Consider the following 23,592-nt stretch of genomic DNA (forward strand, 5'->3'; position numbering starts at 1 on the left):
GAGTCGTTGGCGAGCGTAACGGTGCTGGGGTTTAGCGCCCGGGGTTTAGCCCTGGCGTTACGCTGGCGAGCAAGCGGGTTGGCGATCCAAAACCCCGGCGACCGCGTCCGAAGTCAGGTCAGAGCTTACGCGGTGGGGGGCAGCGCGCTGCCGATGTGGTCGGCTGCGATGAGCTTGCCGCCCGACATCGACAACACCCAGGTGCTGCCCTTGCGATTGCGCGACTTGTCGGGGCGCACACCGTCACGGTCGCACCACCATCCGATCAGATCCGGAATCACCTTGCCCTGCGTACAGATCACCGGTGTGCCTCGGCGACCGGCGATCTGCAGAACGCGCTGCCGTGCGCGCTTCTGATTCTTCGCGTAGGCCTCCTCTGTCAGTGCGGGCTCGTTGCGAATGTCCACCCCCAATTCGGCGGCGAGCGGCTCCACCGTCTGGTGGCAGCGGGTCCGATCGCCCGCGTAGACAGTTGTGGCGCCGAACGCCAGCAGTTGCGCCACCAGCGCGGTGGCCTGACCGCGCCCTTTTTTGTCCAGCGGCCGCAGGGTGTCATCCCCGTGGTAACGCGATTTGCTGCCCGCTGTCCCGTGCCGGACCACCAGCACGGTCTTGGTGTCGGCGGGCTGCTTGGTGAACCAGCGCAAGATCTTTCGATCCTGGGCGTAGTCGAGCTTTTTGAGGGCGTCGGCGGGTGGCAGCCAGAGGAGGTCATCGACTTCGTTTCCCGGGACGAACTTGCCGCCCGTGCTGCGTGCGGACCAGTAGTGCACCTTTTTGACGCGTTGGTCGATCGGGTAGGTCACCGTGGCGAGGTGCCTGCCGAGATGGGAGCGATGGCCGGTCTCTTCGAGCACCTCGCGAATCGCCGCCACGGGTGCGGTTTCACCGGGATCCAACTTGCCCTTGGGCAGCGACCAGTCGTCGTACCGGGGCCGGTGGACGAGGGCAATCTTCATACCCGTCGGGGAGGATCCGCCCTTCGCGCCGGCCGGCCGCCACAGGACCGCACCCGCGGCGTACACGGTCCGACACTTGTTGGCCGACGAGTTCTGGATCGACACCTCAACTCCTGCAGATCAATTCGAGCAGCGGGCACGGCAGGCACCGCGGGCTGCCGACATCGCTGGCCGGGCCGCGATATTCGGCGGGGTCAGGGGCCGCGACGACTGTCCATCAGCGAAATCTGATGGTCGCGAACGCTGCGACCGTCCTGTGGCGAGGCAGTCCATTGTCCGTCTGCGCCGAGTTCCCAGCAGCGGGTGGCCGGGTCCAAGGCGGACTCGAAGAGGTCGTCGAGTTGGGACTTCAACCGGGGGTCCTTGACCTGAGTCATGACCTCAACCCGGCGGTCGAGATTGCGGTGCATCATGTCGGCGCTGCCGATCCAGACTTCATCGATCGCATTGAAGTGCAGTATTCGCGAATGCTCAAGATAACGCCCGAGAATCGAACGGACGGTGATGTTCTCGGATAGGTTCTCGGCGCCGGGGCGCAGCGCGCAGATTCCGCGGACCACAACGTCCACTCGGACACCGGCCTGGGATGCCCGGTACAGCGCGTCGATGACCTGTTCGTCGACAAGGGCATTCATCTTCAGCCGGATGCGGGCGTCGAGGCCTTGGCGGTATGCTTCGATCTCGCGCTCAACACGTTCGATGATGCCGGTACGAATCCCGTTCGGGGCCACCAGCAGGTTGCGGTAGGTCAACTTGCGCGAGTATCCGGTGAGCGTGTTGAACAGGTCGGTCAGGTCGGCGCCGATCTCCGAAGACGCGGTGAGCAGGCCGACGTCCTCGTACAGGCGCGCCGTCTTGCCGTTGTAGTTGCCGGTGCCCAGATGGCAGTACCGCCGGATGGTGGGACCTTCGCGGCGCACCACCAGACATGTCTTGCAGTGTGTTTTGAGTCCCACGAACCCGTACACCACGTGTACCCCCGCCTGCTCCAGCTTGCGCGCCCAGCGGATGTTGGCCTGCTCGTCGAAGCGAGCCTTGATCTCAACCATCGCCACTACTTGCTTGCCGGCTTCGGCTGCGTCGATCAGCGCGCGGACGATCGGTGAATCGCCGGATGTGCGATAGAGCGTCTGCTTGATGGCCAGGACGTTGGGGTCGGCCGCGGCCAGTTCGATGAACCGTTGCACGCTGGTGGAGAACGAGTCGTAGGGATGATGCACCAGCACGTCGCCCTCACGCAGCGTCGCAAAAATACTCCCGGGTGACTCGCGATCGGCGAAGGCCGGATGTGTGGCGGGCACGAACGCCCGGTCCTTGAGGTCGGGCCGTTCGACGCCGTAGACCTGCCACAGCGACGACAAGTCCAACAGCCCGGATACTTCGATGACGTCGCTGGGATCGACGTCGAGTTCGCGCAGCAACAATTCCAGCATGCCTTCGGTCATGTCGTCGGCTACTTCCAAGCGCACCGGCGAACCGAATCGCCGGCGCGCCAGCTCCCGCTCCAAGGCCTGCAGGAGGTCCTCGTCCCGGTCCTCTTCCACCTCGAAGTCGGCGTTGCGGGTGATGCGGAAAGCGTGGTGCTCGACGATGTCCATGCCCGGGAACAGCACGGGGAGAAAGGCCGCGATCAGCTCTTCCATCGGCAGGAATCTGGCGACGAAGTCGTCGTTGCCGTCGGCGGCCTGGTCGGAGTCGAGCTCCACATAGCGGTCGACGTTGTCGGGGACCTTGACCCTGGCGAAGTGTTGGGTGCCGTCGTCGGGTTGGCGAACGGTGACGGCCAGATTCAAGCTCAATCCACTGACGAACGGGAACGGGTGGGCCGGGTCGACGGCCAGCGGTGTCAACACCGGGAAAACCTGCTCGTGGAAATAGGTCGACAACAGGTCGCGCTCGACCTCGTCGAGATCGGACCACGCGACGATGGAGATTCCCTCCTGCTCCATCGCGGGCAGCACCTCATCGAGGAACACCCGTGCGTGCCGGCTGGCGACGTGCTGGGTCTTCTCGCCGATACGGCGCAGTTGTTCCCGCGGCGTCAGCCCGTCGGCTGACCGGACCGACAGGCCCATTTCGTCGCGACGTTTGAGCCCGGCGACCCGAACCATGTAGAACTCGTCGAGGTTGGAGGCAAAAATTGCCAGGAACTTTGCCCGCTCCAGCAGTGGCATCGAGTCGTCGGCGGCCAGGGCCAGCACGCGGGCGTTGAAGTCCAGCCAGCTCAATTCACGATTCAGATAGCGCTCTTCGGGCAGCTGGTCAGCGATTGGGGTCGGGGCCGAGGTGGCAGCAGGGGGCGCGGCGGGAGCCGAGTCGCTGAGCTGCCATGTTTCGTCGTCGGGCACCGCCTCGGTTTCTGGGCTGGCTTCGGTGTCGGTCACTCTGCGATCATTGCGTATCACCCGCCGGTGCCGCCAGTGGCGTGGGTCGGTATCACGCCTGGCGGGGTGCTGGGCTGATTGTCGGCTTTGCGTGATGATGGGGTGTGCCTGATGATTTCGGTGATGGTGGTTGCCGTGCCCGCTCGGGTGGTCGCCGTTGGACGCGCGCTTTGCCGTTGATCCTGCGCTCACGGCGGCGACACGCCGACGATTAGCACCCTGAGCGCAGGATGAACTCACCTGCCCCGCGCCGCGCGTGCCGTCGCCGGACCCACGCCCAGCCGCAGTGCGGCCTCCAGGTCGGCGGGAGTATCGACGTCGCAACGCAGGCCGGGCCACTGGCCGATCAGTTCGACCGCGCCCGAATTACGGTGGGAAGAAGAGGAGTCCGGCCCGAACCTGGGGTCGAGCGCGGCTCCGAAGGCGCACAGTGCGGCAGTGCCCGTTCCGGTCCGGTCGGAGACGAAGCTGCGCTGGTGGGTGCGTGCGGCCGAGATCGCCTCGACGAGTTCGCGGGTCTGCAATGCCGGTAGGTCACCTTGCAGCACAACAAGATTGGGAATCGACGCGGCGATCGACCGTTCCGCGGCACCGATGGCGCTGTTGAGTGGGTCGGGATCGTCGGCGGGGGTCGGGTCGGCCAGCACCTGGGCCCCCAGCTCGGCGGCGGCGGCGCCGGCGGCGGTGTCCGGCGTGATGACCGTGATCGACCGCACCGAACTCACCCCCGTCGCGGCGGTCAACGTGTCCACCAGCATTGCCAGTACCACGCTTTCCCGAATCCCGGCCGGAAAGGCCGGAGCCAGGCGGGTCTTGGCCGCGGCCAGCCGTTTGACCGCGATGATCAACCCGACGTCGCCGCCGAACAGTGCGCCGCTCGGGCCGGCTTCGACACCCAGGCCGCCCATGCCGCCCATGCCGTCATCCTGCCAGCGTCGATGAACCGGTCTTCGCTTGAGCTGCCGCCGGATGCCGCCTGACGGCTGGCGCTATGGTGTCGCCTGTACGCGCAACACACTCGGACGCGACACAGAGGTGACGATGACCGCCGAGGGAACCCTCGCAGTGATGGGCGCCGGCTCCTGGGGCACCGTGGTGGCCAAGGTGCTCGCAGACGCCGGAGGTGACGTGCGGCTGTGGGCGCGGCGGGCCGACGTCGCCGACCGCATCAACGCCACCAGGTCCAACCCCGATTATCTGCCGGGCTTGACGCTCCCCGAGGGCATCCGGGCCACCGCCGATGCCCAGGACGCGCTGTCCGGCGTGACGACGGTGGTGCTGGGGGTGCCGGCGCAGACGCTGCGCGCCAACGTTGAACGCTGGAACGGGATGTGGGCCGACGGGGCGACTCTGGTCAGCCTGGCCAAAGGTATCGAGCTGGGCACCCTGATGCGCATGAGCCAGGTCATCATCTCGGTCACCGGCGTCGACGCCTCCCAGGTCGCGGTGATCTCGGGGCCCAACCTGGCCAGTGAGATCGCCCAGTCCCAGCCGGCCGCCACCGTCGTGGCATGCAGCGACTCGGGGCGAGCGGTGGCGGTCCAGCGCTTCTTGAACAGCGGCTACCTTCGTCCCTACACCAACGCCGACGTGGTGGGTACCGAGATCGGCGGAGCCTGCAAGAACGTCATCGCGCTGGCCTGCGGGATGGCGGCCGGAGTGGGCCTGGGCGAGAACACCGCGGCCGCGATCATCACCCGCGGCCTGGCGGAGATCATGCGGCTCGGGTTGGCGCTCGGCGCCAAGGCGGCGACGCTGGCCGGGCTGGCCGGGGTCGGCGACCTGGTGGCCACCTGCACGTCGCCGTACTCGCGCAACCGCTCGATGGGTGAGCGTCTGGGGCGCGGCGGGAGTATGCACGCGGTGCGATCCGACGATGCGGTGTCCGGCGGCGGTGGCCATGTCGTCGAAGGCGTGACCTCGTGTGAATCGATTCTGGCGCTGGCGTCGAGCTATGACGTCGAGATGCCGCTCACCGATGCCGTGCACCGGGTATGTCACCAGGGGCTGTCGGTGAACGAGGCAATGGCGCTGCTCCTGGGCCGCCGCACCAAGCCCGAATAGCGGTCCGGCGAATCCGCTGCCGATGACGTCGGCCCCGGCTCCCCGGCGCCTCACCAGGTAGCCTCTTCAGGTTGTGACTGTCCACCACCGCATCGACGGCCGTGTTCGGGTTGCCGTCGTTTTCGGCGGGCGCAGCAGCGAACACGCGATCTCGTGTGTGTCCGCGGGCAGCATTCTGCGCAATCTGGACCCGCGGCGGTTCGAGCCGGTCGCCATCGGCATCACACCGCAGGGTTCGTGGGTGCTCACCGACGGCGAACCCGACGCGCTGTCCATCTCCGGCCGCCGGTTGCCGGAGGTCAGTTCGGCCTGGGGAACCGAGCTGGCGCTGCCCGCCGATCCGCAGCGCGGCGGTCAGCTGGTGTCGCTGCCGTCGGGAACCGGGTCCTCGGTGGCCGAAGTCCTGGACACGGTCGAGGTGGTGTTCCCGGTGCTGCACGGCCCGTACGGCGAGGACGGCACCATCCAGGGACTGCTCGAGCTTGCCGGTGTGCCCTACGTCGGCGCCGGTGTGCTGGCCAGTGCCGCCGGTATGGACAAGGAGTTCACCAAGAAACTGCTTGTCGCCGAAGGACTTCCGGTCGGCCGGTATGCGGTGTTACGCCCGGGCCGGGTGACGTTGGATCCGCGGGAACGCGAACGCCTGGGGCTGCCCGTCTTTGTCAAGCCCGCGCGCGGTGGCTCCTCAATCGGGGTGAGCCGGGTGTCGAGCTGGGATGAGCTGCCCGACGCCGTTGCACAGGCCTGTCGGCACGATCCGAAAGTCATCGTCGAGGCGGCCGTCGACGGCCGCGAACTGGAGTGCGGTGTCCTCGAAATGCCCGACGGCACAATCGAGGCCAGCACCCTGGGGGAGATCAGGGTGGCCGGGGTGCGCGGACGCGAGGACTCGTTCTACGACTTCGAGACCAAATACCTCGACGACGCGGCCGAATTGGATGTGCCCGCCAAGGTGGACGATGAGGTCGCCGCCGCGGTACGCGGATTGGCTGTCCGGGCGTTCACCGCGATCGACTGTCAGGGCCTGGCCCGGGTGGATTTCTTCCTCACCGACGAAGGCCCGGTGATCAACGAGATCAACACGATGCCGGGGTTCACCACCATCTCGATGTACCCGCGCATGTGGGCGGCCAGCGGCGTTGACTATCCGGAATTGCTGGCCACCATGGTCGACACCGCACTGGCCCGGGGCGTGGGCCTGAGATGAACGTCACCGAAACCGGCGCGGGTCGATCGGCACCGCCGGGATGGTGGCGTCGATGACCGCGGAGAGGTCCTGGATGGGCGTGGGACCCGAACCAGTGGGCAGCGCGAGCGACACGTAGACCGGACGATCCACGGTGTACCAGGTGGATCCGTCCGCTTCGCCGCCGGATTGTGCGGCGACTTCGAACCACTGAACCCGGTCGACGACCTGGATCGGTGAGCCGATCACGAAATCGTCGGGACGTTCGAGTCCGCAACGCAGCACAACGGGTTGCGTGCCGGCCCGGGAGCGCCACGCGCGCGCGCCCTCGGGAGCCGGGTCGGCGATGGTGGCGTGCCGGAACTCCCCGAGCTCGTCGGGCAGGGCGGCGATCAACGCGGCGCACGACCGGCCGGAGGCCGCTGGGGCGGGCACCGCGGGCACGGTGACCGGTTCCAGGTGGTTGTGCCTGGTTGTTGCGACGCCCAGGATCGTCGCGATGGCCCCCACGGCGAGCGTCAGCGCGGCGATCAGCGCGGCTCGGGGTGGCCCGTCCGGGCCGGGGTCGGAATCTGCCGTCATGCCGCCTCGGCGTCGTGCAAACGGGGGGCCCGGGAAACCGGGACGCGGGCCGGGCGCGCCACCGTGTCTCGCGACTACACTGGCGCGGTCCGCCCGCGCCGGCAGGGAACCAACCTACCGGAGGTGGGACCACTGTCGGCGCGCCTGGCACCGCCGGGCCGGGGCGAGGGGAGGCTCGCGTGCGCGAGGATCGGCCGGAGCCGTCGGCGACGGTGGCGGAACTCGGGGAGTTCGGCGTCATCGACCGGCTGGTTCGCGGTCGCCGGCAACCCGCGGCGATAGTTCGCGGCCCCGGCGACGACGGCGCGGTGGTGACCTGCGCCGACGGTCGCACGGTGATCTCGACGGACATGCTGGTGCAGGACCGGCACTTTCGGCTGGACTGGTCGACGCCCTATGACGTCGGCCGCAAGGCGATCGCGCAGAATGCGGCCGACATCGAGGCGATGGGTGCCCGTCCGAGCGCGTTCGTCGTGGGTTTCGGCGCGCCCGCTACGACGTCTGCCGATGCGGTGAGCGCGCTGGGCGACGGCATGTGGGCCGAGGCGCACCGGCTCGGGGCGGGCATCGCCGGCGGGGATCTGGTCTGCTGCCCGCAGTGGGTGGTGTCGGTAACGGTGCTCGGTGAGCTCGACGGCCGGGAGCCGGTGCTGCGGTCCGGCGCGCAGGCCGGCTCGGTGGTCGCGGTGGCGGGAGTGCTGGGGCGGTCGGCGGCCGGATACGCGGTTCTGCGCTGCGAAGCCGACGGGTTCGAGGACCTGCGCCGCCTGCATCTGGTTCCGCGACCGCCCTACGGGGCAGGGGTTGCGGCCGCGAGTGCCGGCGCCACCGCGATGATCGACGTCTCCGACGGCCTGGTCGCCGACCTGCGGCACATTGCCCATGCGTCGGGGGTGGGCTTCGATGTGTCCACCGCGGCGCTGGGGGCCGACCGCGACGCGGTGTCGGCCGCGGCTGCGGTGGTGGGCGTCGACCCGTGGGCGTGGGTGCTCGGTGGCGGCGAGGATCACGCCCTGGTGGCCTGTTTTCCCGGCGGGCCGCCGGCCGGCTGGCGCGAGATCGGCCGGGTGCTCGACGGGCCGGCGCGGGTGCTGGTCGACGGGAAAGGCTGGGAAGGCTACGCGGGCTGGCAGTCGTTCGACGGTTAGGGTGGCGCGGTGGTGCTGATGATGCCGGGGCCGCGATGACCGCGCGCCCGTTGGACGAGCTCGTCGAGCCGGGATGGGCGCGCGCGCTGGGGCCGGTGTCCGACCAGGTGGCTCAGCTGGGACAGTTTCTGCGCGCCGAGATGTCCGCCGGCCGACGCTACCTGCCGACGGGGTCAAACGTGTTGCGCGCCTTCACGTTCCCATTCGATGCGGTGCGTGTGCTGATCGTCGGCCAGGATCCGTACCCCACCCCGGGCCATGCGGTGGGCCTGAGTTTTTCGGTGGCTCCCGACGTGCGACCGCTGCCTCGCAGCCTGGCCAATATCTTTACCGAGTATGTGGCCGATCTGGGGCACCCGCAGCCGTCCTGCGGTGACCTGACGCCGTGGGCGCAGCGCGGGGTGCTGCTGCTGAACAGGGTGCTCACGGTTCGTCCGGGCACTCCGGCCTCGCACCGCGGCAAGGGCTGGGAAGCCGTCACCGAGTGCGCGATTGCCGCGCTGGTGGCGCGGGATCAGCCGATGGTGGCGATCCTGTGGGGCCGTGACGCGGCGACGCTGAAGCCGATGCTGGCCGCCGGCAACTGCGTTGCGATCGAGTCCGCGCATCCCTCGCCGCTGTCGGCTTCGCGGGGATTCTTCGGCTCGCGGCCGTTCAGTCGTGCCAACGAGTTGCTCGACGGGATGGGTGCCGGGCGGATCGACTGGCGACTGCCGTGATCGATGGCCTTGTTCGCCGGGTCACCGCTGAGGTCGGTCCGGCTCGGGCCGTGTCAGCCGCGGGTGACCTTGCCGGCCTTGATGCACGAGGTGCAGACGTTGAGCCGCTGCTTGTTGCCGCCGGGGCGGGCCACCGCGTGCACGGTCTGGATGTTGGGGTTCCACCGGCGGCTGGTGCGGCGGTGGGAGTGCGACACCGACTTGCCGAAGCCGGGGCCTTTCCCGCAGATATCGCACACAGCGGCCATGGTTCAAACTCCTCAAGTCTGTTGCTGGGCTGGTCGGCCGTGCCTGCTGGATCCCGTTCGGGGGAGGCGGCCGGCCTGAGCCGGAACAGCCCAGGCTAGCCCGGGCCGCCCCAGGATACCGACTGGGGTCGGCAACCGCCAAAACGAGCCTGCCGCGGTGACACGTGCTGACCAGTGACGACCAGTGTTGTCGGTGCCGATGGCTAGGCTCGTGGACTGAGTCGAGTGTCGAGGGCGCCGGCGCTACGCTGGCGCGAATCGGGGCGTCGATTCGGTGCGACGACAGGGTCCGGCGGCTCGAAACGGCGGCTCGGTCGAGCGATTCGGAACGGCGGCTCGGTCGAGCGGCTCGAAACGGCGGCTCGGTCGATTGGTTCGGAACGGCGGCAAGGAGGTGGGGTCGGGTTGGGCGTGTCGGATCGTCGGCTGGACGGTGACGCCCTGCGCGACTGGGCGCACGCCGCGGTGGGCGAGCTGATCACCCACGCCGACGAGATCAACGGGCTCAACGTATTCCCCGTCGCCGACGCCGACACCGGGGCAAACATGCTGTTCACCATGCGCTCGGCGGTTGCCGAGGCGGATGTGGCAGTGGAGGCTGGGGTGGCGGGGTCGGCGGACACGGCAGGGGCGTTGGGGTCGGCGGGGGCGACGGACACGGCAGGGGCGGCAGGGTCGGCGGGGGCGGCGGACACGGCGGGGCTGGCAGGGCCGGCAGGGGTCGCAGGGATCGCAGGGGTCGCGTCGGCGCTGTCGGAAGGCGCCCGCAACGGTGCCCGCGGCAATTCCGGGATCATCCTGTCCCAGATCCTGCGGGGTATCGCCGACGCAGCGGCTGACGCGGCCCCTGACGCACCTGCCGACCCGGCGGCTGACGCTGCGGCCGATGCCGCGGCCGACCGCACCGCGGACGCAGCCGCCCCGCCCGATGGCCCCCCGGGGGCGATGGATACCGCGACCCTGTCCGCGGCGCTGTGGCGCGGGGTGGACCTGGTGGTCACCGCGATGGGCGGCGAGGAAGTCCCGGGGACCATCGTCTCGGTCTTGCGAGCCGCGGCGGGAGCTGTTCGGGAGTGCGCCGCCGGAGGCGAGACGCTGGGTCGGGCTGTCGCGGCGGCCGCCGATGCCGCGGTGGTGGCGCTGGAAAAGACGCCCGAACAGCTCGACGTGCTTGCCGACGCCGGTGTGGTGGACGCCGGCGGCCGGGGTCTGCTGGTCCTGCTGGATTCGCTGTGCTCGACGATCACCGGGCACGCCCCGGCCCGCCCGGCCTACCGGCCCGCCCCGAAGACAGGGAAGCCCGTGTCGGCGGCTTGCGCCCCCGGCCCCCGATTCGAGGTGATGTACCAGGTGGACGACTGCACTGCGTCCGCGGGGGAGGCCCTGCGGGCCGGGCTCGAAGAGCTGGGCGACTCGGTGGGCCTCGCGGCCGCGTCGTCAACGGGCTACTCGGTACACGTGCACACCGACGACGCCGGCGCGGCCATCGAAGCCGGAATTGCGGCCGGCCGGCTGAGCCGAATCGTGGTTTCGCCCCTGAGCTCGGGCGCAACCGGGCTGCCGCCGGGCAGCTGGAGCCGGGAACGTGCGGTGGTTGCCGTGGTCGACGGCGACGGCGCCGCGGAGTTGTTCGCCGGGGAGGGGGCCCTGGTGCTGCGGCCCCGCTCCGAAGCCATGGATCCCGGGGACGGTGTCAGCGCCGACGAGCTGGTGCGGGCCGTGGTGGACACCGGCGCCGCCCAGGTGATGGTGCTGCCCAACGGATATGTGACCGCGGAGGAACTGGTGGCGGGGTGCACCGCGGCCATCGGCTGGGGTGTCGACGTGGTGCCGGTGCCGAGCGGGTCGATGGTCCAGGGGCTGGCAGCGCTGGCGGTGCACGATCCGAGACTCCGGGCCGTCGACGACGGCTACGGCATGGCCCATGCCGCCGGTGCGGCGCGTTGCGGATCGGTGCGTGTTGCCACCCATGACGCCTTGACCTGGGCGGGCACCTGTAGGTCGGGCGACGGCCTGGGTATCGCCGGCGGCGAGGTGCTGATCGTTGCCGAGGACGCCCCCGCGGCCGCCATCGGCCTGCTCGACCTGCTGATGGCCTCGGGCGGTGAACTGATCACGGTGCTGACGGGCGCGGAGCTGGACGCCGAGGCTGCCGAGGCTGTCGAGGACGTACTGGCGGCCCACACCCATGACCGCCATCCGGGCAGCGAGCTCGTGGTGTACCACACCGGCCATCGCGGTGATGTTCTGCTGATCGGGGTGGAGTAAGTGGTCGCGTTGCGGGATCGGCTCGATCTGGCGATAGGGGCCCGTTCCGCCGGTGCGCTCGACGAGGATTTCGGCATCCGGACCGTCGGCGACCTACTGCGGCACTACCCGCGTACCTATGTCGAAGGGGGGCAGATGCGCGGCCTCGGAGATGAGCCGCCCGAAGAAGGTCAGCACATCACGCTCGTCGACGTCATCACCGACACGGTCACCAAGCCGATGCGCCACGGGCCGGGGAGCCGCAAGGGCAACAAGCGGCGGATGTTCCATCGCATCACCCTGGGCAGGGGAAAACAGGCGGTGACGGCCACCTTCTTCAACGCGAATTGGATCGCCAAGGAACTCACCAAGGACACCACGGTGATGCTGTCGGGAGAAGTCGGCTACTACAAGGGCTCAATGCAACTCACCCATCCGGCGTTTCTCATCATGGACTCCCAGGACGGAAAGAACCGGGGTACCAGGTCGTTGCGCAGCATCGCCGATGCCGCCGAGGCCGTCAGCGGCGAATTGGACATGGAGGAGTTCTCCCGCCGCTTCTTTCCGATCTATCCGGCCAGCACCAAGGTGCAGAGCTGGGATATTTTCGGGTGCGTGCGCCAAGTGCTCGACGTGCTCGACCCGGTGGAGGACCCGTTGCCCGCGGAGTTGCGTGCGCGGCACGGACTCATCGGCGAGGATGACGCCTTGCGTGCCATCCATCTCGCCGAGGACGAGGTCACCCGCGAGCGTGCGCTGCAGCGCCTGACTTTCGACGAGGCCGTGGGCTTGCAGTGGGCGCTCGCCGGTCGCCGCCACGGTGAGCTGTCGCAATCGGGCCCGGCGGCGGCTCCCGAACCCGACGGTTTGGCGGTCGCACTGCGGGCGCGGCTGCCGTACGACCTCACCGACGGACAAGACACAGTGCTCGCCACCCTGAGCGGCGAACTGGCGTCCGCGCAGCCGATGAACCGGCTGCTGCAAGGCGAAGTCGGATCCGGCAAGACCATCGTGTCGGTGCTCGCCATGTTGCAGATGGTCGATGCCGACTACCAGTGTGCGCTGCTTGCGCCCACCGAAGTGCTTGCCACACAACATCTGCTGTCGATCAGCGAGGTACTCGGCCCGTTGGGTATGGGTGGGCAGCTGGGCGGGCCGGAACGGGCCACCCGGGTGGGCCTGCTCACCGGGTCGATGACGGCTGCGGAGAAGAAGCAGGTTCGAGCCGAGATTGCCGAGGGTCGGGTCGGCATCGTCATCGGCACTCACGCCCTGCTGCAGGATTCGGTGGAGTTTCACAATCTCGGCATGGTGGTGGTCGACGAACAGCATCGTTTCGGCGTCGAGCAGCGGGATCGATTGCGGGCCAAGGCCCGTGCGGGCACCACCCCGCATCTGCTGGTGATGACGGCGACGCCGATCCCGCGCACGGTGGCACTCACCCGCTACGGCGACCTGGAGACCTCGACGTTGCGCGAACTGCCGCGCGGACGGCAACCGATCACCAGCAACGTGATCCCGGTCCGGGAAAAGCCGGGCTGGTTCGACCGCGGGTGGCAGCGCATCTCCGAAGAGGTCGCGGCCGGGCGGCAGGCCTACGTGGTGGCGGCGCGCATCGACGAGCAGGACGACTCCGGCCCGGCCGGCGGCAAACCGTCCGCCGGCAAGCAGCCCGAGACCGCCGAGGGCGTGTTCGCCAGGCTCAAGCGGGATCAATTGGCCGGCCTGCGACTGGGGCTCATGCACGGCCGGTTGCCCGCCGACGACAAGGCCGCGGTGATGGCCGCTTTTCGGGCCGGCGACATCGATGTGCTGGTGTGCACCACCGTGATCGAAGTGGGGGTCGACGTCCCCAACGCCACCGTCATGCTGATCCTGGATGCCGACAGGTTCGGGATCAGCCAGTTGCATCAGCTGCGCGGCCGTATCGGACGCGGGGGGCATCCGGGGCTGTGTCTGCTGGTCACCTGGACTTCGGCGGGCTCATCCGCCGCCCGGCGCCTCAAGGCTGTCGCGCAAACCACGGACGGGTTCGCACTCGCCGACCTCGATCTCAGGGAGCGGCGGGAAGGAGATGTGTTGGGCCACAATCAGTCCGGCAGGGCGATAACCCTGCGGCTGCTATCGCTGGCCGAACACGGAGCCGTCATCGACGCCGCCAGGGATTTCTGTGTGGCCGCCTATCCCCGGACCCCGGGGGATCCCGGATTGGCCGAGCTGGCGGCCCGATTCACCGACACCGACCGAATCGAGTACATGGACAAGCTATGAAGAGAAAAACGTTGTGGTGGCTGGCCGCGATCGCGGTTGTGGCCGTCGTGGTCGCCTATCAGACAGTGGGGTCGTCGATGGTCCAGCGCGCCAAGGACTTCGTCGGGCGAGCCGACGTCCCGACGGTGCAACCCGGGGTCGACGTGCTGGCCGGCATCGAGATAGTGCCGAGGCGCCGGCGCCACTTCGACTACCACCGGTCGGCCTTCGGTGAGGCCTGGGACGACGACAACGACGCCCCGATGGGCCACAACGGCTGCGACACCCGCGACGACATCCTCAGCCGTGACCTGGTGGACATCACGTACGTGTTCCGCAAACGTTGTCCCGACGCGGTGGCCACCGGCACCCTGCACGACCCGTACACAAGCACGGTCATCGCCTTCCAGCGCGGCCCCAAGGTCGGCGAGGCGGTGCAGATCGACCACATCGTCCCGCTGGCCTATGCCTGGGACATGGGGGCCTACAACTGGCCGGCGGCTAAACGGAAGCGTTTCGCCAACGATCCGGCCAATCTGCTTGCGGTGCAGGGGGAGGCGAATTTCCTCAAGGGCGATTCGCAGCCCGCGTATTGGATGCCCCCCAACGAGGCGTTTCACTGCCAGTACGCCATGCAGTTCATCGAGGTGCTGCGCGGCTACTCGCTGCCCATCGATGAGCGGTCCACCGACGTGTTGCGTGAGGCCGCGGCGACCTGCCCGGCCGGATAGCGCGCCGGCGGGGGCGCCTGGGGAGTTGATTGTGGGGCCAGGGGTATCGACCGTGAACTCACGGCGTTGACTGTGAGCGTACGGCTTTGACTGTGAGCGAATGGCTTTGACTGTGAAACCACGGCGTTGACTGTGAGCGTGTGGCGCGATCTGGCCGAAAATCTCCGCCCAGGATTCACCGTCGACGCGGACGGCCCTCAGTGCACACTCGCAGCGGCCAATCGTCGTCGCGAGTATCGGGGTGAGCGCCTGCGAAGATCGAAGTGCGCGAATCCCCGGGAAACCTCAGCTGCCGGTGTAGGTCTCCGGGTCGGGACGAAGGCGAGTCCCGTCGTTGAGCCCGTTGACGGCGTCCATGTGCTCGGGTGCCAATTCGAACCCGAACACGTCGAGGTTGCCGGCGATGTGATCGGGGTTGGTCGACCGGAAAACGACGGAATTGCCCAATTGCAGGTTCCACCGCAACAGAACTTGCGCCGGCGTCTTGCCGTATTCGGCGGCGACGGCGGTGACTGTCGGGTTGTCCAGCAACTTTCCCAGCGCCAGCGGCGTGTAGGACTGGGTGAGGATGTCGCGGCCGGCGTTGATGGCGCGCATCGCCTCCTGGTTGAGCAGCGGATGCAGCTCGATCTGGTTGACCACCGGCGTGACGAAGGTCAGGTCGATCAGCATCGACAGGTATTCCTCGATGAAGTTGGACACCCCGATCGAGCGGATCAGGCCTTCGCCGCGGCACTGGATCATGCCGCCGTAGGAGTCCACATACTTGCCGTTCGAGGTGTCCGGCCAGTGGATCAGGTAGAGGTCGACGTAATCCAGACCGAGACGCTCAAGGCTCTGGGCGCAGGCATCCTGGGTTGAGTTGAAGCCCTGGTCCTCGATGGCGAGTTTGGTGGTGACGAACAATTCGTCGCGCGGGATGCCCGATGCCGCGATCGCCCGGCCCACCGCGGCCTCGTTGCCGTAGGCGCTGGCGGTGTCGATGAGCCGGCAGCCGGCCTGCAGTGCGGCGGCTATCGCCCGCTCGGCGCCGTCTTCGGACAATTCCGCGACACCGAGGCCGAGCACCGGCATCGTGTGCTCGTCATTGAGGGCAATCGAGGGGACTGCAGCGACACCCGACTCGCCTGTCAACGTCATCACCTACCTGATTGAGGGTTCGCAGTATCGAGCCAAGCCAAATGCCCCGCACCCTGGGACGGCGACGACGATCCCGCACCTGGGCCGCGGCGCCGGATTCTGAAATAGACCACGTTCTAGTTGCTCGCAATCCACCGTGGGGTAATTCGACTTGGGGATCACATACTACCGAGGTGACTACGCTGCCCAGGCAACGCCTTCGCGGATTTCTCGCGGGGTCGCACCGCGCGCGACCAGCACGGTAGGAATGCACCAGGGTGCCCGCGACGTACAGTTGGTCGCGGAGCGCACCGGCACCGGTGACGCGACGGCCGAACCCGCGCCGGACGACGGTCAGCCGGCAACCGCCGGCCGGGTGGACCGGGGACGGCGACGAGACTCGTAAGGGAGCCGCTGATGACGAACACTCCGCCGGGGGATCCGGGCCACCCGGACGCTCCGGCGCACGTGCCCCTGGGCCGGAAGATCCGGATGCAGACAGCAATCTCCGGGGCCAGTGCCAAGGCCGTTCCGTGGATTCCCGGCGCAGCCAAACGGCTGCTCACGCGCGGCCGCTCGGTTGTCATCGACGGCAACACCCTCGATCCCACGCTGCAGCTGACCCTGCTCGGCATGCGGACTGTCGGCATCGACGGCCTGATCGTCGACGACGACGCCGAGGTCTCCCGCGCGGTGATGCGCAAGACGATGGCCTCGATGCCCGGTCCGCAGATCCACGTCGAGGTCCGCGAGGTCTCGCTGCCCGGCCCCGCGGGTGAGATCGCCGCTCGGCACTACGTCGCGCCCGACGGCGAGTCCGCGCCGCTGCTGGTCTTCTACCACGGTGGCGGCTGGACCGTCGGGGATCTGGACACCCACGACGCCCTGTGCCGGCTCACCTGCCGGGATGCCGGCATCCACGTTTTGTCGGTCGACTACCGGCTGGCTCCGGAGCATCCGGCGCCGGCGGCGGTCGACGACGCCTTCGCCGCCTTCGAGTGGGCCTGCGCGCACGCGGGCGAACTGGGCGCGGACCCCGCACGGGTCGCGGTCGGCGGGGACAGTGCGGGTGGCAACTTAGCCGCCCTGGTCAGCCAGCTGGCGCGCGACAGCGGTGGCCCGGTGCCGGCGTTGCAGTGGCTGATCTACCCGCGGACGGACTTCGCCGCGCAGACCCGGTCGTTGAGTCTGTTCGGACGACGTTTCCTGCTGACCAAACGCGACATCGACTGGTTCACCGCGCAGTACCTGCGCGGGTCCGGGATCGATACCGCCGATCCGCGGGTGTCGCCGGCGTCGGCGGCATCGCTGGCCGGGCTGGCGCCGGCGTTGATCTGTGTCGCCGGGTTCGATCCGCTGCGGGACGAGGGACAGGACTACGCCGCGGCGTTGCGGTCCGCGGGCACAGACGTCGACCTGCGCTGCATGGGTTCGCTGACGCACGGTTTCGCCAACCTGTTCCCGCTGGGAGGCGGTAGTGCCGCCGGGACGACAGAGCTCATCTCGGCGCTGCGTGCGCACCTGAGCCGCTGCTGAGAGCCGTGAATCGACCCGCCGGTACTCTGGAGGCGCCCGATCTCGGGTTAGCCCAACGAACGTGAGGAACCAGTGGCCGACGACAAACCCAAGCGCCCCGCGCGACTCGACCTGAACTCCGGTGGCGGCAAGTCCGGCCGCCTCATCCAGATCGGCGGCACCGCGATCGTCGTCATCTTCGCCGTCGTCCTGGTCACCTACATCGTGATGTCGAATCACAAGAAGAATGACGGGGGCGCGGCCGGCGGAGCGGTCGAGGTGACCTCGGCCAAGCTGGTCACCGAGGACGGCAAGCCCAAGGCCACGGTGTCCTTCTACGAGGACTTCCTCTGCCCGGCATGCGGTAGTTTCGAGCGCGCTTTCGGGCCCACGGTGTCCAAACTCATCGACATCGGCGCGGTCGCGGCGGACTACACCATGCTGACCATCCTCGACAGCCCGCGCAACCAAAACTATTCTTCGCGCGCAGCCGCGGCCGCGTACTGCGTCGCCGACGAGTCCATCGAGGCGTTCCGGCGTTTTCACAGCGCGCTCTACAGCGCCGACATCCAGCCCGAGGAGATCGGCACCAGCTTCCCCGACGACGCGCGGTTGACCGAGTTGGCCCGCGAGGCCGGTGCCGCGGGCTCGGTGCCGGACTGCATCAAGAGCGGCAAGTACATATCCAAGGTCAACGGGCTGGCGGCGGCCAACGGCATTCATGCGACGCCGACGGTGAAGATCAATGGCACGGACTACGATTGGTCGACGCCGGCGGCACTGGTTGCCAAGATCAAGGAAGTAGCGGGCGACGTGCCCGGTATCGACGAGGCCGCGGCGTCGGCGAAAGCCTGACCGGGTGAGCGGCGAACCTGCGGTGGACACCGGCGGACCCGGTGCGGGCGTGGCTCCCGGCCCGATACCGCCCGGCCCGATACCGCCTGGGCTGTCGGCGCCCGGGCTGTCGGCACCCGCGGGCAGCGCCTGGTGGATGCTGATCGCCGGTGCGACGGGCTTGATCGCCTCGATCACATTGACGGTGGAGAAAATCCAGCGGCTGCTCGACCCGTCCTACGTGCCGTCGTGCAACATCAACCCGATTCTGTCCTGCGGTTCGGTGATGACCAACCCGCAGGCTTCGCTGTTCGGCGTACCCAACCCGCTGCTGGGCATTGTGGGCTTCACCGTGGTGATCGTCACCGGGGTGTTGTCACTGGCGAGACTTTCGCTGCCCCGGTGGTATTGGGCCGGCCTGACAGCTGGGCTGCTGCTCGGTGCGGCGATGGTGCACTGGCTGATCTTCGAGAGTCTCTACCGCATCGGGGCGCTGTGCCCGTACTGCATGGTGGTCTGGGTGGTCACCGTCACGCTGCTGGTGGTGGTCGCGACGATCCTGCTGCGTCCGTACGCCGAAAACCACACCGCGATGCGACTGCTCCTGGATTGGCGATGGTCGCTGGTGACGTTCTGGCTCACCGGGGTAGTTGTGTTGATCCTGGTGCGGTTCTGGGATTATTGGTCGACGCTCGTCTAGTGCTGCAGCCGAATGTGATCAGGGGCCGGACATGATTTCCAAAGTTCTGGTGGCCAATCGCGGTGAGATCGCGGTCCGGGCGTTTCGGGCGGCCTACGAACTGGGCCTGGGCACCGTGGCCGTCTACTCCTACGAGGACCGAAATTCCCTGCACCGCACCAAAGCCGACGAGTCGTATCAGATCGGCGAGGTCGGGCATCCGGTGCGGGCGTATCTTTCCGTCGACGAGATAGTGGACGCCGCACAGCGCTGCGGAGCCGACGCGGTGTATCCCGGCTACGGATTCCTCTCGGAGAACCCGGATTTGGCCGCGGCGTGCGCGGCGGCCGGCATCACCTTCGTCGGTCCGGATGCCGAAGTCCTCAAACTCGCCGGGAACAAGGCGCGGGCGGTTGCCGCGGCACGCGCGGCCGGGCTGCCGGTCCTGGAGTCCTCGGCGCCGTCGGCGTCCGCGGAGGAGCTTATATCGGCCGCCGGCGGAATGCGTTTTCCGCTGTTCGTCAAGGCGGTTGCCGGCGGCGGCGGTCGCGGGATGCGCCGGGTCGCCGACGCCGCCGCGCTGCCCGAGGCCATCGAAGCCGCCGGCCGCGAAGCCGAATCGGCGTTCGGGGACGCGACGCTGTATCTGGAGCGGGCCGTCGCGCATCCGCGGCACATCGAGGTGCAGATCCTGGCCGACACCGCCGGCGACGTGATCCACCTCTACGAGCGCGATTGCAGCGTGCAGCGCCGCCATCAGAAGGTCGTCGAGCTGGCGCCCGCACCCAATCTGCCGGCTGCACTGCGGGAGAAGATGTGCGGCGACGCGGTCGCCTTCGCCCGCCAGATCGGCTACAGCTGTGCCGGCACCGTCGAGTTCCTACTGGATGGCAGCGGCGAATACGTCTTCATCGAGATGAACCCCCGGATCCAGGTGGAGCACACGGTCACCGAGGAGGTCACCGACGTCGACCTGGTGTCCAGTCAACTGCGCATCGCGGCGGGGGAGTCGCTGCGGGACCTGGGCCTGACCCAGGATGCCGTGTGCCCGCACGGCGCGGCCCTGCAGTGCCGGATCACCACCGAGGATCCGGCCAACGGGTTCCGCCCCGACACCGGCCGGATCAGCGCCTACCGCACCCCCGGCGGGGCCGGCATCAGACTCGACGGCAGCACCCACCTGGGGGCGGAGATCGGCGCCCACTTCGACTCCATGCTGGTCAAGCTGACCTGCCGGGGCCGGGACTTTCCTGCTGCGGTCAACCGGGCGCGCCGGGCCATCGCTGAATTCCGGATACGCGGGGTATCGACGAATATTCCTTTCCTGCAAGCGGTTCTCGACGATCCGGACTTCCAGGCCGGCCGTGTCACCACGTCGTTCATCGACGACCGGCCACAGCTGCTGACGGCGCGCACGTCGGCCGACCGGGGCACCAAGATCCTCAACTACCTGGCCGATGTCACGGTCAACCACCCGCACGGCGTCCGGCCGTCGGCGATCTACCCGCAGGACAAGCTGCCTCCCATCGACATCGAGGCCCCACCTCCGCCGGGTTCGCGGCAGCGACTGCTGCACCTGGGGCCGGCGGGATTCGCCCGCTGGCTGCGGGAATCCCCGGCGGTGGGTGTCACCGACACGACTTTCCGCGACGCGCATCAGTCGTTGCTGGCCACCCGGGTGCGAACCCGGGGCCTGATGATGGTCGCGCCCTATCTGGCGCGGACGACACCGCAACTGCTGTCGGTGGAATGCTGGGGTGGGGCGACCTATGACGTGGCGCTGCGCTTCCTCAAAGAGGATCCGTGGGAGCGGCTGGCCGCACTGCGCCAAGCGATCCCCAACGTCTGCCTGCAGATGCTGCTGCGGGGCCGCAACACCGTGGGCTACACCCCGTATCCGGAAATCGTCACCTCGGCGTTCGTGCAGGAGGCGACCGCCACCGGCATCGATATCTTCCGGATTTTCGACGCGCTCAACAACCTCGACTCCATGCGACCGGCCATCGACGCCGTACGCGAAACGGGTTCTGCCATAGCCGAAGTCGCGATGTGCTACACCGGTGATCTGTCGGACCCCGGCGAGCGGCTGTACACGCTGGACTACTACCTGCGGCTGGCGGAGTCGATCGTCGCGGCCGGCGCGCACGTGCTGGCGATCAAGGACATGGCCGGTCTGTTGCGGGCGCCTGCGGCGCACACGCTGGTGAGCGCGCTGCGCAGCCGGTTCGATCTGCCCATCCATGTGCACACCCACGACACTCCCGGCGGCCAGTTGAGCAGCTATGCGGCCGCCTGGCGGGCGGGCGCCGACGCGGTCGACGGAGCTTCCGCGCCGATGGCGGGCACCACCAGCCAGCCCGCACTGAGCTCGATTGTGGCCGCCGCCGCCCACACCGGGTTCGACACCGGGCTGTCGCTGGCCGCGGTGTGCACGCTGGAGCCGTTCTGGGAGGCGCTGCGAAAGGTGTACGCGCCCTTCGAATCCGGGCTTCCGGGGCCGACCGGGCGGGTGTATCACCACGAGATTCCCGGCGGCCAGCTCTCGAATCTGCGGCAGCAGGCCATCGCGCTGGGGCTGGGGGACCGGTTCGAGGAGATCGAGGACGCCTATGCCGGAGCCGACCGGGTGCTGGGCCGGCTGATCAAGGTCACCCCGTCGTCGAAGGTGGTCGGCGACCTGGCGTTGGCCCTGGTCGGTTCGGGGCTCAGTGCCGACGAATTCGCCGCTGACCCAGCGCGATTCGATATTCCCGAGTCGGTGCTCGGGTTTCTGCGCGGCGAGCTCGGTGACCCGGCCGGCGGGTGGCCCGAGCCGTTGCGCTCGGCCGCCCTGGCCGGACGTGCACCGGCCAAACCGGCCCCGGAACTGTCCTCCGAGGATGAGGCCGCACTGGCCGTATCGGGGGAGCGGCGGCGTGCCACCCTGAACAGGCTGCTGTTCCCCGGGCCGACGAAGGAATACCAGGATCACCGCGAGACCTACGGCGACACCTCGCAGTTGTCGGCCAACCAGTTCTTCTACGGGCTGCGGCACGGCGAGGAACACTTGGTCGAGCTGGAGCCCGGGGTGGAGCTGCTGATCGGGCTGGAGGCCATCTCCGAGCCCGATGAGCGCGGTATGCGCACGGTGATGTGCATCATCAACGGCCAGTTGCGGCCGATCCTGGTGCGCGACCGGGGCATCGCCAGTGCGGTTCCGGCCGCCGAGAAGGCCGACCGCGGCAATCCCGGCCACGTCCCGGCCCCCTTCGCCGGGGTCGTCAGCGTCGGCGTGGCCGAGGGCGAACGGGTGACCGCCGGGCAGGCCGTCGCGACCATCGAGGCGATGAAGATGGAAGCCCCGATCACCGCGCCCGCAGACGGCATCGTCGAGCGGGTGGCGGTGTCGGCCACCGCCCAGGTCGAAGGGGGAGACCTGCTGGTGGTGCTCCGCTGAGCGCGGCGGCCGGGATGCACCGCGACGCGATGGGGTGGGGGTACCGCCCGCTCGCGGGGGCGAGCCGCCGATGACCCGCATCATCGGCGGGGTGGCGCGCGGCCGGCGCCTGGTGGTTCCGCCGCGGGGGAGCAGGCCCACCACCGACCGGGTGCGCGAATCGCTGTTCAACATTTTGGCGGCCCGAATCGACTTCGCCGGTTCGGCGGTACTCGACCTGTATGCGGGATCGGGCGCACTGGGACTGGAGGCGCTGTCGCGCGGGGCGTCCTCGGCGCTATTCGTGGAGTCCGATCAGCGCGCCGCCGCAACGATCGATCGCAATATCGCAGCCGTGGGCTTGCCGGGTGCGTCGGTTCGCCGGGGCGCCGTTGCCGCGGTGCTGGCGTCGCGGCCGCCGGTGCGGATGGACCTGGTGTTCGCCGACCCGCCCTACTGGGTGGACACCGGTGAGGTCGACGGCGTGCTCGCCGCCCTGGGGCGCCACGGGTGGGTGCGGGAGGGGGCCATTGCCGTGGTCGAGCGGGGCGCCGGGAGCCCGCCGCTGAGCTGGCCCGGCGGCTGGTCGGCGTGGCCGCCGCGGACGTACGGCGACACCCGGCTGGAGTTCGCCGATGCTCACACTTCGCTGCCCGCGTGCCCGCGAGCGTAACGCCAGGGCGAATTCCGGCGCGCGAAATCGCAACCCCGTTACGCTCGCGAACGAGGCGCCCCGAATGGGCGGGGCTGCTAGCGTCTGGATGATGAGCGGCGCGGTATGCCCGGGATCCTTCGACCCGGTGACCCTGGGGCACATCGATGTTTTCGAACGTGCCGCCGCCCAGTTCGATGAGGTGGTGGTCGCCATTCTGGTGAACCCGGTCAAGTTGGGCATGTTCGACCTCGACGAGCGGATCGCGATGATCGAGGAGTCGACGACCCACCTGCCCAACCTGCGGGCGGAAGCCGGGCAGGGCCTGGTGGTCGACTTCGTCAAGTCGCGCGGGATGAACGCCATCGTGAAGGGCCTGCGGACCGGCACCGATTTCGAGTACGAACTGCAGATGGCGCAGATGAACAAGCACGTCGCCGGTGTGGACACGTTCTTCGTGGCGACCGCGCCCGGGTATTCGTTCGTCTCTTCGTCACTGGCCAAGGAGGTGGCGATGCTGGGCGGCGATGTCTCGGAACTGCTGCCCGAACCGGTCAATCGGCGGCTGCGCGAACGCCTGGCCCGCGGGGACGGATAACGGAACGAGGGGTACCCGCCGCTGGCGCCCCCTGTCCCCTGCCGACCGCCGACTGCCGACTGCCGACCGCCGACTGCCGACCGCCGACTGCGGTGCGGGTCGGTTGCTCGCGAGCGTTACGCCACGGCGAAAATCGGGGCGCGAAATCGCAGCCACTTTACGGTCGCGAACGACTCGCAGCCCCCAGCCCCCAGCCCCCAGCCCCCAGCCCCCAGCCCCCAGCCTCCCGGGCGTCAGCCCCCAGCTCCCACCTACCTCAGAA

General features: G+C 68.7%; 19 protein-coding genes. 13 read left to right on the forward strand and 6 right to left on the reverse strand.

Annotation, left to right across the window (positions count from 1 at the left end):
• Window positions 1-125: 125 nt before the first annotated feature.
• The 3 genes from ACK5M9_RS00235 to cofC all read right to left on the reverse strand — a co-directional run bounded on the left by ACK5M9_RS00235 (window position 126) and on the right by cofC (window position 4,251).
• On the reverse strand, window positions 126-1,064 hold the full coding sequence (locus ACK5M9_RS00235) for an NUDIX hydrolase (RefSeq protein WP_416891204.1): 939 nt from the start codon (window positions 1,062-1,064) through the stop codon (window positions 126-128).
• An 89-nt stretch (window positions 1,065-1,153) separates the two neighbouring features.
• Window positions 1,154-3,364, reverse strand: a complete 2,211-nt coding sequence (locus tag ACK5M9_RS00240) for an RNA degradosome polyphosphate kinase (protein WP_416891205.1) — start codon at window positions 3,362-3,364, stop codon at window positions 1,154-1,156.
• Window positions 3,365-3,579: 215 nt separating this feature from the next.
• Window positions 3,580-4,251 carry a 2-phospho-L-lactate guanylyltransferase gene (gene cofC, locus ACK5M9_RS00245; RefSeq protein ID WP_416891220.1) on the reverse strand — a complete coding sequence of 224 codons (672 nt, stop codon included), beginning with the start codon at window positions 4,249-4,251 and terminating at the stop codon, window positions 3,580-3,582.
• Between the two features lie 133 nt (window positions 4,252-4,384).
• Between cofC and ACK5M9_RS00250 the strand changes: the two genes are divergently transcribed.
• Window positions 4,385-5,407, forward strand: coding sequence for an NAD(P)H-dependent glycerol-3-phosphate dehydrogenase (locus tag ACK5M9_RS00250; RefSeq protein ID WP_416891206.1), 1,023 nt, complete (start codon window positions 4,385-4,387; stop codon window positions 5,405-5,407).
• Between the two features lie 73 nt (window positions 5,408-5,480).
• Window positions 5,481-6,614 (forward strand): D-alanine--D-alanine ligase family protein, encoded by a 1,134-nt coding sequence (locus ACK5M9_RS00255; RefSeq protein WP_416891207.1) that lies wholly within the window; start codon window positions 5,481-5,483, stop codon window positions 6,612-6,614.
• Window positions 6,615-6,617: 3 nt separating this feature from the next.
• Here ACK5M9_RS00255 and ACK5M9_RS00260 read toward each other — a convergent pair whose 3' ends face one another.
• Entirely contained in the window at window positions 6,618-7,175 is a 558-nt protein-coding gene (locus ACK5M9_RS00260) for a DUF3515 domain-containing protein (RefSeq protein WP_416891208.1), read from the reverse strand.
• Between the two features lie 179 nt (window positions 7,176-7,354).
• Here ACK5M9_RS00260 and ACK5M9_RS00265 point away from each other — a divergent pair, with 179 nt between their 5' ends.
• A complete protein-coding gene (locus ACK5M9_RS00265; protein WP_416891209.1) occupies window positions 7,355-8,323 on the forward strand; it encodes a thiamine-phosphate kinase in 969 nt (322 codons plus the stop codon).
• A 35-nt stretch (window positions 8,324-8,358) separates the two neighbouring features.
• The gene (locus tag ACK5M9_RS00270; protein WP_416891210.1) at window positions 8,359-9,042 is read left to right on the forward strand and encodes a uracil-DNA glycosylase; all 684 of its coding nucleotides are present in this window, start codon (window positions 8,359-8,361) and stop codon (window positions 9,040-9,042) included.
• Between the two features lie 53 nt (window positions 9,043-9,095).
• Here ACK5M9_RS00270 and rpmB read toward each other — a convergent pair whose 3' ends face one another.
• Entirely contained in the window at window positions 9,096-9,290 is a 195-nt protein-coding gene (rpmB, locus tag ACK5M9_RS00275) for a 50S ribosomal protein L28 (protein ID WP_416891211.1), read from the reverse strand.
• Window positions 9,291-9,836: 546 nt separating this feature from the next.
• On the opposite strand from rpmB, the gene ACK5M9_RS00280 reads away from it, so the two are divergent.
• The 3 genes from ACK5M9_RS00280 to ACK5M9_RS00290 are packed head-to-tail and all read left to right on the forward strand — an operon-like array spanning window position 9,837 to window position 14,518.
• On the forward strand, window positions 9,837-11,558 hold the full coding sequence (locus ACK5M9_RS00280; protein WP_416891221.1) for a DAK2 domain-containing protein: 1,722 nt from the start codon (window positions 9,837-9,839) through the stop codon (window positions 11,556-11,558).
• A complete protein-coding gene (gene recG / locus ACK5M9_RS00285) occupies window positions 11,559-13,808 on the forward strand; it encodes an ATP-dependent DNA helicase RecG (protein WP_416891212.1) in 2,250 nt (749 codons plus the stop codon). It abuts the gene before it with no gap.
• The gene (locus ACK5M9_RS00290) at window positions 13,805-14,518 is read left to right on the forward strand and encodes an HNH endonuclease family protein (RefSeq protein WP_416891213.1); all 714 of its coding nucleotides are present in this window, start codon (window positions 13,805-13,807) and stop codon (window positions 14,516-14,518) included. Before recG ends, ACK5M9_RS00290 begins: the two co-directional genes overlap by 4 nt.
• Window positions 14,519-14,803: 285 nt before the next feature.
• On the opposite strand, the gene ACK5M9_RS00295 is transcribed toward ACK5M9_RS00290, so the two are convergent.
• On the reverse strand, window positions 14,804-15,658 hold the full coding sequence (locus tag ACK5M9_RS00295; protein WP_416891214.1) for an aldo/keto reductase: 855 nt from the start codon (window positions 15,656-15,658) through the stop codon (window positions 14,804-14,806).
• A gap of 471 nt (window positions 15,659-16,129) precedes the next feature.
• Between ACK5M9_RS00295 and ACK5M9_RS00300 the strand changes: the two genes are divergently transcribed.
• The 6 genes from ACK5M9_RS00300 to coaD all read left to right on the forward strand — a co-directional run bounded on the left by ACK5M9_RS00300 (window position 16,130) and on the right by coaD (window position 23,330).
• A complete protein-coding gene (locus ACK5M9_RS00300) occupies window positions 16,130-17,173 on the forward strand; it encodes an alpha/beta hydrolase (RefSeq protein ID WP_416891222.1) in 1,044 nt (347 codons plus the stop codon).
• 72 nt (window positions 17,174-17,245) lie between these two features.
• On the forward strand, window positions 17,246-18,007 hold the full coding sequence (locus ACK5M9_RS00305) for a DsbA family protein (RefSeq protein WP_416891215.1): 762 nt from the start codon (window positions 17,246-17,248) through the stop codon (window positions 18,005-18,007).
• A gap of 64 nt (window positions 18,008-18,071) precedes the next feature.
• Window positions 18,072-18,686, forward strand: a complete 615-nt coding sequence (locus tag ACK5M9_RS00310) for a vitamin K epoxide reductase family protein (protein WP_416891223.1) — start codon at window positions 18,072-18,074, stop codon at window positions 18,684-18,686.
• A 31-nt stretch (window positions 18,687-18,717) separates the two neighbouring features.
• Complete coding sequence (locus tag ACK5M9_RS00315) at window positions 18,718-22,101, forward strand: pyruvate carboxylase (protein ID WP_416891216.1); 3,384 nt, start codon at window positions 18,718-18,720, stop codon at window positions 22,099-22,101.
• 70 nt (window positions 22,102-22,171) lie between these two features.
• A complete protein-coding gene (rsmD, locus tag ACK5M9_RS00320) occupies window positions 22,172-22,753 on the forward strand; it encodes a 16S rRNA (guanine(966)-N(2))-methyltransferase RsmD (protein ID WP_416891217.1) in 582 nt (193 codons plus the stop codon).
• A gap of 91 nt (window positions 22,754-22,844) precedes the next feature.
• A complete protein-coding gene (gene coaD / locus ACK5M9_RS00325; RefSeq protein ID WP_416891218.1) occupies window positions 22,845-23,330 on the forward strand; it encodes a pantetheine-phosphate adenylyltransferase in 486 nt (161 codons plus the stop codon).
• The last annotated feature ends 262 nt before the right edge of the window (window positions 23,331-23,592 follow it).

The organism is Mycobacterium sp., assembly GCF_047975165.1.
Lineage (GTDB): Bacteria > Actinomycetota > Actinomycetes > Mycobacteriales > Mycobacteriaceae > Mycobacterium.